The following is an 8474-nucleotide window of genomic DNA, read 5'->3' on the forward strand; positions in this document are numbered from 1 at the left end:
CAAGACCACCCACTTCCTCGCGTTCCTCACCCTCGCCGCGACACTGACCTGCTACAAGAAACTCGCGAAATCAACCACATAAGACACGGTCTTAGTCGTGATCGAGACGCCCCTAACTGCTCGATGGTTCTTTGTCGCGTTCGATTCGGATTTGGTCTGCTAGGTGTCGGGGAACGCATTCGATGATGTCCCCCCGCGAGCTGATAGCTAGTTTGTGAAGAATTGCGGTTATCTGAGCATCGGTAGTCCTGAAGGATGTGCCGCGGCGTGTGGCGATAGCGCTGTTGGTCAATCCAGCAGCTGCAAGAATGGCGACCTGAGCTTCGGCTGGAGTCAACTGCTGCCAGTGCGATGAGAGGATTCGTTCGGAGGGATCGCGGCGCAACGCGTCGGGGCTCAGCGTGCCCAGGGCGAGGCGTTGCACCTCGCCAAGTTCCAGACGCAGACGGGAGCCGCGGGCTTCTGCCTGGGCGAAGGCATCGGGTCCGAGAACTTCACGGGCGACGGCGTGTGCCCTGCTGGACTCGTCGAAAAAGGGGCCCATCTCCTCAATCTTAATGCCCAGCTTGGTGCGCAGGGCCGCGGTTCCACCCACCAGATGGGCGATCTCAGTCGCGAGCGCAATGGATTTGACACGGTCTATTCTTCGAGATGAGTCGGTGAGAATGCGCGCCAGCGACCACGTACGAAACTCGACCAACCACACCCCAGCCCACTGATCACCGATGGCGAGCTGATATGCGAGGGAGTCCCGTTCAAGGGCCAGCGCTTCGGTTGGGTCTCCATGTTTGGTCAGTGCAACCGCGCGGGCGAGCGCGGACCATGACTTGTCTCGAGGCGTTCCGGAAGCGTTTGTCCGGTCCTGGAATTGCCGAGCGATCTCGTTGGCTTGTTCTGCGGTTCCCAACAGACTCGCGGCCAAGACAGCGAACATTCCACTCAACGCCGCCGAGCCTTGGTCGCCCAAAGCGGCGAACTTGTCCTCGGCGCGCCCGAGAACGCCGATAGAGTCGGCGTCACGTCGCGCAAACAACCCTGTCCCCCACGCGAATTCAACCACGGCCGGTAGGCCGATATCGGATTCGGCGGTACGCTGCCAGTTCGACCTGACATCTGGATCGGCGATACATGCGGTAATACAATCTTCGAGTAACTTCTCGGCATCCTTGCGCAGGCCTTGCATGAGAGCGAGCCACCCGCTGGCAGCCATCGCCCCAATCTGAAGTTCGGTCGGTTGTGGATGCAAGACTCGGGTTGCGTCGAGGCAACGTTGGAGCCAGCGCCGCGCCTCTCGTACCGCACCGCTGGTGAAGGGAACTTGCAGGAGGACGAGCCCAAGACAGATTTCCAGGCCGGTCTCAGCCCGGCCTGGGAGCGTGAGACTGCTTTCGATAGCAGTCACTGTATTCGACCATGCCGCTCGACCCCATTCGAACAGGTCTTGTTGCTCGGGCCGGAACCAGTGGGCTGCCGCGTAAATTGTCTTGTCGCGGTAGTAGTACATGTGCCGCTCCGCGAGCCGAGCGGGTTCACCTACCGTGCCGGATCCGCGTTGTAACAGCCGCTGCTGGGCGAACACTCGCAGACTCTCCAGTAGGGAGTACCGCACGGAAGTCGTACCCATGTGCACCGACACCAACGAATGGTCGGCAAGGCGTTCGAGCAGGTCCACGACCTCGTGCCGAGCGAGCGTTACTCTGGCGCAGCGCTCGTTGTCGATTGAATTGTCCGTACCGTCTGCGTCCTCGTCGCAGCATATGGATTCGATGGCGTCCAAGTCCGCCCCAACATCCAAGATGTGCGGTGTGGTGTCGTCTGGGTTGGTGTCGTAGCCTGCGGCGAAGACGGAGAGACGGTCGAAAAGTAGACGCTCTTTTTCGGTGCACAATTCATAGGACCAGTCGATGACGTCGTGCACACCTCGATGTCGAGGATCGCCCCCAACTCGAGCACCGTGGGACCAACGCAGGCGAGTGTCGTCGGCGTGGCCGGTAAGGCCCCGCAGAATAACCCCTGGTGTCTGATGTGTCAGTCGTGCGGCCGCCAACTGAATGTAAAGGGGATGATTGTGCACGTGCCGACAGATTTTCGCTGCGGTACTTATGTCGTCCACACCGCTGATGGGACGACCGGTCAGTTCGGATCTCTGTCGGAACAAAATCAACCCATGCTGGCGAGACAACGGCGGGACCGGGACACGATATTCGTCGACCCACCCCAGGGGTTCCCGGCTGGTTGCCAAAATGGTTAGCTTCGGGATCGTGTCGAGCAGCTCAGCACTCAAGCTGGCGACAGCGCTCAGTACATGTTCGCAGTTATCCAGAACCAGCACCGTACGCGAAGAGGACTTGGTCCGCGCCAGGTTGTCGACAAGGGCGTCCCGCACAGACCGACCAGAGAAGTCGACGTCGATCACCGCGTGAGCAAGTTCTTCTTCCAGAGCACCGACGTCAGAGTTTTTCGGCAGCCGAGCTAATCTCGCCCAATACACATCTGCGCCGCCAGATTTGAGCTTCCCGAGCAACCGGACAGCTTCGGCGGCCAGCCGAGTTTTACCGATCCCACCTGGACCGGTAAGGGTTATCAACCGAGCTCGATTCAGCAGGGTAGCGATTCTCTCCAGTTCGCTGTCTCGTCCCACGAAACCTGGACTAGCTGCAAACATACCTGCATTCCGCCGCCTGCGATCCACATCATGACAGCATAGTCCTCGCAAGCATCACAGCGAATACCGTCGCCCCGAGTGCCGGGGCATCGTTCGTCACCGCGCTCATGGCGTTTCTTGACGATCTGAGGCTGGAAACTGCCGTCACGGTCGCGGGGCACCTCGATCGGCACCAGCCCGGTCGTCTCGGTCGGCACCGTTTTCGACCTGGTCCCGTTACGCACGTTTGATGAGCCTCGCTCGGCAGGAGCCTGGTTCAGCTCGAACCCCAAATGCTCGGTCATCTCCTCGTCCAACGCGGTCTCGAGGACCGCCATGGTGAACTGTTCGAGCAGCCCGTCGGGCCCGGTCAGAGACAAACCCGTTCGTTGGCCATCCGGACCAACTCCGCCACCGCCAGCTCCTCGGCCGAAACCTCAGCCTCCTTCCTCGCCACGGCATTCAGTGTCGTCATCACGGCACCTTCCCGACGAACTTCGCCCAGCGAACCAGGCCGAAAACACCACTAGATCCACAGTCTCCGCGATTACTACCGGAACCCCGTGATGCAGGTGAACACGGAGGTTCCGGAAGTGAACGTTCTCATGCAAGAGATTTGTTCAGGACAGGGTGACCGTTGTAGGCGTGCTGTCGAGTCCGAACATGTCCGACGCTGCCAGGCCCGTGCAGCGTTGGCAGGAATACTCTTCGTTGACAGGCACAGGTCTGCCGTCGCCGTACCGGAATGTGAGGCCGCATTGCGGAACCCGTTCAACGTCAAACAAATTGCCGCGGTAGTCGTTCTGCTCGCGGTCATCTCACAGGGAGCTGTGTCCGCCGAGTCTCAGCCTTCCGAGCAGTTCGACGCGATCACTTTGGACGGCACGCGGTTGGATTGGCCGACGATGATGCGTGTCCTGCACGATGACTCGGTAACGGTCCGCCTGTCCGACTTCGCTCGGCAGCGGATGCAGTCCGCCCGCGAGGGTGCGCTGGAAGCCGTGGCTGCAGGCCACCGAGTGTACGGGTGGAACCAGGCGCTCGGCCCGCTCAAGGACCATCCGCTCGCCCCGGATGAACAGCTCGATTTCCAGCGCCGAGTCCTGCGCTCACACGCCGCCGGTGTCGGCCCGGCATTACCCACCGGTGTGGTGCGACTCGCATTGGTGCAGCGTGCCAACTCGATGGCCCGTGGCGCGATGGGGGTGCGCCCGGAGTTGGTCGACCGAATTTTGTCGATGGTCGACGCTGGTGTGCTTCCGCGCATGCTCGAGATCGGCTCACTGGGCACCGGCGACCTGCAACCGATGGCAGCGACCGGACTGAGCATGATCGGTGAGGGCAACCCGGTGTTCTTCCGCGGCAAGCAGGTCGCGGCCGCTATGGCGTTCCGCGCGGCCGGTCTGCCCGAACACTTCGTATTTGAATCCGGTGAAGCGCTACCACTCATCAGCGGCAGCAGCGTGCTTACGGCTCGGTTCGCGGCCGCCATCGACCGCGCCGACCGCCATCTCGACAGCTTCGTCGCGGCCTTCGATCTGTTCCTCGAAGCGACCCGTGCCAAACAAGACGCATTCGACGAGCGGACCCACGATGAGCGCCGCATTCCCGAAGAGATCGACGCGGCTCGCCAGATACGGGCGATGTTCTGCGGCACCCAGTGGATGACCGACGACGGCCGCCGCCGATCTGGGGAAGCTGCTGACCGTGTCCAGGACGCCACCTCGATACGTTCGACCCCACATGTGCTCGGCGCGCTCCGGCAGACGCTCGCAGCGGCGCGGCAGATCGTCGAACGCGAGGCCAACGCATCGACATCGAACCCCCTCGTGTTCGCCAAGCCCGGCGGTGGATACGAGTTCGTGATGGGCGGCAATTGGGCCGCTACCCAGATCGGCGAACAGATCGACACCATGAACGCGCAGATGGTGAATCTCGCCATCTTGTCCGCGGAACTGTCGGGCCGGCTGCTCAGTCCCGAATGGAGCCACGGACTTCCCGCGAACCTCGCCGGTGGTCCTGTCGGTCTGAATTCGGGCATGGTGCAGGTGCAGACGGTCGCCGCCGCTCTCATCCCCGAGATGCAGGTTAGGGCGTACCCGGCTGGTACGCTCTCCCGGCCGGTCAAAGGCGGGCAGGAAGACCTCAACACGATGGCGATGGCGTCGATACGTGACCTCGCGGACAACCTGGATCGGCTCGATACCGTCCTCGGCGTCCAAATCATGATGGGTGCGCAGGGGATCGATCTGATGCGGACGAAGCTACCCGGGCTCCAGCTCGGCGCTGATACGGAGGCCGTACACGCGATCGTTCGCCAAAGCATCGAATCGCTCACCGACGACCGCTACCTGACCCCCGATGTCGAAGCCGCGACCACGCTCATTCACGAGGGTGCCTTCTCCACCCCGGTACAAACCGCGACCGAGGACGGCTGCGCGGCCTGACACAGGGTTCCGGACTGGTGACCTCGCGTGTTCAACTGTCGACTTATCTATTCGCAGTGGTTCATGGTCGGGGTTCGAGCGCGCCCTGATCCTGGAGCGCCAGCCCAGATGTTCGGAAGAACCCAGCCTCATTCTCGCGCTAGAAACCGGGCAATCCGCAGGTCGATTCGCAGGTAGTTGTAGACGGTTTCGCGACTGACACCGAACACCTTGGCCAGCGCGGCTTTCGATTCACCGGCGGCCGTGCGGCCGCGCAGCTGGTCGGTCTGCTCGGCGGTGAGCGCCGGTTTGCGGCCGGTATAGGCGCCGCGGGCCTTCGCCGCGGCGATGCCCTCGCGCTGGCGTTCCAGGATCAGAGCGCGTTCGAATTCGGCGAAGGCACCCATCACGCTCAGCAGCAGGTTCTCCATCGGCGAATCCTCACCGGTGAAAGTCAGGTTCTCCTTCACGAACTCGACCCGCACACCTTTGCCGGTCAGGGTGCGTACCAGGTGTCGCAGATCGTCGAGGTTGCGGGCGAGGCGGTCCATGGAGTGCACGATCACGGTGTCGCCGTCGCGGACATAGCCGAGCAGATCGTCCAGCTGCGGTCGTGCGGTGTCTTTCCCGGATGCCTTGTGGTGAAGGTGCGTTCTACGTCGATCCCGTCGAGCTGCCGGACCATCTCCCCGCCGCGAGGCACTGGTCGACAACGGTCGTCCGAGCCGACCAGGACCGTGCTCTGTTCAGGAGCAGCATCCGCTCCCGCAACACGTGGACACCGCCGCAGCCTCGACAGATTTGACAGCCTTGATGATCGCCGAATGCATGCCATCGGCCACAGCATGCGTGGCCGTGATCTCGATATCAGTGAAACCTGCCGCTTCCAAATGGTTTCGATACTCGACGAACGACAACGCTCCCGCGATGCAGCCGACGTAGTCACCACGCTCGCCACGCTGCGCGCGGGACAGGGCATCATCGGCCACAACGTCGACGATCCCGATGTGCCCACCCGCCACCAGTACTCGCGCCATCTCAGTGAATACCGCGGGCTTTTCAGTCGACAGGTTGATCACACAGTTGGAGATCACCACGTCGATGCTGTCGTCGGGCAGTGGGATCGCCTCGATCATGCCTTTCAGAAACTCGACATTGGTGACACCAGCTTTGGTCGCGTTCTCGTTGGCCAGAGCCAGCATTTCGTCGGTCATGTCGACCCCGAACGCCTTACCGGTCCGCCCGACACGGCGCGCGGACAGCAACACATCGATCCCGCCGCCGGAGCCGAGATCCAGCACCCGCTCGCCTTCGCGCAGGTCGGCGACCGCGGTCGGGTTCCCACAGCCCAGCGACGCCGCGACCGCCTGGATCGGCAGTTGGTCGCGGTCGGTGGACCCGTACAGGCTCGCGCCGAAGTTCTCGTCGATATCGATCGCCCCGGTCGCGACACACTCGCCCCCGCAACAATCCTCCGCGGTTCCTCCCGCAGCGACGGAGTTCGCGGCGGCCGCATAACGGGTTCGCACGGTCTCGCGCAGCTCGTTGACCTGATCCGACATGAAAATCACATCCTCTCGAAATACCAGAAATCGGAGATCTGGGCTCACCGACCCGGTTGTATTGACGACTGTCGAATCAAGTGTGGCGCAATGCATAGATATCTGTCAATATTGACATATGTCGAAACAGGAACTTCCGGTGATCGCTTCCACCGACTGCTGCAACACCACCTTGTCCTCGCCGCTGGATGCCGAGACCGCGACCTCGCTGGCGGGCACGTTCAAAGCCCTCGCCGACCCGGCCCGGCTGCGGTTGCTGTCGTTGATCGCGGCCGCGGGCGGGCAGGAGGTGTGCGTGTGCGAACTTACTCCTGCCTTCGACCTGTCGCAGCCCACCATCTCCCACCACCTCAAAGTGCTACGGGGGGCCGGTTTGTTGACCTCGCAGCGGCGCGGCACCTGGGTTCACTACCGGGTTGTTCCCGAAGCATTGCAACGGCTTGCCGATGCCCTGGTCGCCACCGGCTCGACCGTCACGCTGACATGAACGACACCGCGCCGCCGCCGCTGACGCGACGGTCGGCGGCCGAAGCCGTCGGCGCACCGCTCTGGTCACGGTCGTTGTCGGCTCCGGCATCGCCGCGTAGCAGTCGGGCCTTTCGTCTCGGGCCTGCCGCGAAACTGCACGGGCTGGCCCGAGAACATCACGGACACGGGCCAGGTCCGCATCCAGATGCGGGAAAACAGCGGAACACACGGAAGACACTGGTATCAGAATCTTTTGACGCCATAGTCACAATCTCTGATTCGGCTGCATTCCTTCAGTGATCGCCATCGACGCGTCAAGTGACGATTCAGCCCAGCGTGCGAGCCGGGTCAAGGTTTCAAGAAACCCCCTGGGGAAGAGGTTGCCGCGCCTGCAGAATCCCAGGTCGCAGAGTCTCGAAATTTAATCTCGAAATTACGTCGCGAAAACGTGCTACGGAGCATAATTATGAGACAAGTTCGAGATGGCGCCCCACTCCTCCGCAATCCCCGAACACGTGCACGCCGCAATCCTGGCGGCTGGGTGGTCTGGGATCGTGCTGCCCGAAACCAAAGTCAGTGACTGCGTCGTGTATCCAGTCATCGACGTCGACCCGGCCGTCTGGGCCGAACGCCTCGCCAAACAACAGGGCCCAGAACTCGATTGGTCCACCCTCGCCATCTGGGAAGCCTGGACAGACGATCTCGGCGAGTAACCACCCCGGCCGGCGGTGTCGATCGTCGGGTTCATCTCGACGGCTACCCGGCCCGAGACGGCACTGCACGCGCTCGACTCTCTCGCCGGATATGGTGCCGGACTCTGGATCACCTCCGGATCCCACGGTCCGACCCGGTGGACACTCGCTGAATTCGACCTCGCCGATATCTGGGTCGTGCATGCCCGTAGCGCTCAGAGCATCGTGCTTGTGCAGGGACGGACGCCACGGACCTATCAGCACTGCCCGCCGATGGACGTCCACCCGCCACAAGGAAGAGCTCCTGTTCCAACGAGCGCTGGCGTGCTGATGGAGTTCGGATACGCCCGGGTGTCGACCACCCACCAAGATCTCGAGCGGCAGCTCGTCGCCCTGCGCGAGTACGGCATTTCGGACGACCGGATCTACACCGACCACAAGACCAGCGCCACCATGGACCGACCTGGATGGGTGCGTCTGCAGCGGATGCTGCGTGAGAGTGATCGGATCGTGGCCACCAACCTCGACCGGTACGGCCGCAACCTACGCGAGTGCCTCAACATCGTCCACGAACTGCGCGAACAAGGTGGGCTGTCTCGGCTTGATGTCCGCCGGGTTGCGAGAGTCAGGACACCGATTGTAGGTGTCGATTGGTCTTCTCGAATTCGGTCGGGGTGAGCCA

General features: G+C 62.3%; 6 protein-coding genes and 2 pseudogenes. 4 read left to right on the top strand and 4 right to left on the bottom strand.

The features are described 5' to 3' along the window. Positions 1–112 precede the first annotated feature (112 nt). Positions 113–2641 carry an AAA family ATPase gene (locus AB0B25_RS31580; protein ID WP_357187378.1) on the bottom strand — a complete coding sequence of 843 codons (2529 nt, stop codon included), beginning with the start codon at positions 2639–2641 and terminating at the stop codon, positions 113–115. Between the two features lie 134 nt (positions 2642–2775). Further along, positions 2776–3119 (bottom strand): annotated as a pseudogene (locus AB0B25_RS31585) (transposase); the annotation flags it as partial. A 355-nt stretch (positions 3120–3474) separates the two neighbouring features. Between AB0B25_RS31585 and AB0B25_RS31590 the strand changes: the two are divergent. Continuing rightward, complete coding sequence (locus tag AB0B25_RS31590) at positions 3475–5091, top strand: aromatic amino acid ammonia-lyase (RefSeq protein WP_357187381.1); 1617 nt, start codon at positions 3475–3477, stop codon at positions 5089–5091. A gap of 128 nt (positions 5092–5219) precedes the next feature. On the opposite strand, the pseudogene AB0B25_RS31595 reads toward AB0B25_RS31590, so the two are convergent. Both AB0B25_RS31595 and arsM read right to left on the bottom strand, forming a co-directional pair. Continuing rightward, a pseudogene (locus AB0B25_RS31595) lies at positions 5220–5755 on the bottom strand (recombinase family protein). A 61-nt stretch (positions 5756–5816) separates the two neighbouring features. Continuing rightward, positions 5817–6632 (bottom strand): arsenite methyltransferase, encoded by an 816-nt coding sequence (gene arsM, locus AB0B25_RS31600; protein ID WP_357187383.1) that lies wholly within the window; start codon positions 6630–6632, stop codon positions 5817–5819. A 118-nt stretch (positions 6633–6750) separates the two neighbouring features. Between arsM and AB0B25_RS31605 the strand changes: the two genes are divergently transcribed. The 3 genes from AB0B25_RS31605 to AB0B25_RS31615 all read left to right on the top strand — a co-directional run bounded on the left by AB0B25_RS31605 (position 6751) and on the right by AB0B25_RS31615 (position 8470). Beyond that, entirely contained in the window at positions 6751–7119 is a 369-nt protein-coding gene (locus AB0B25_RS31605) for a metalloregulator ArsR/SmtB family transcription factor (protein WP_357187385.1), read from the top strand. Between the two features lie 463 nt (positions 7120–7582). Next, the gene (locus tag AB0B25_RS31610) at positions 7583–7813 is read left to right on the top strand and encodes a hypothetical protein (RefSeq protein WP_357187388.1); all 231 of its coding nucleotides are present in this window, start codon (positions 7583–7585) and stop codon (positions 7811–7813) included. A gap of 309 nt (positions 7814–8122) precedes the next feature. Next, positions 8123–8470 (top strand): recombinase family protein, encoded by a 348-nt coding sequence (locus AB0B25_RS31615; protein ID WP_357187391.1) that lies wholly within the window; start codon positions 8123–8125, stop codon positions 8468–8470. Positions 8471–8474 lie beyond the last annotated feature (4 nt).

It is taken from the genome of Nocardia sp. NPDC049190 (assembly GCF_040648115.1).
GTDB lineage: Bacteria > Actinomycetota > Actinomycetes > Mycobacteriales > Mycobacteriaceae > Nocardia.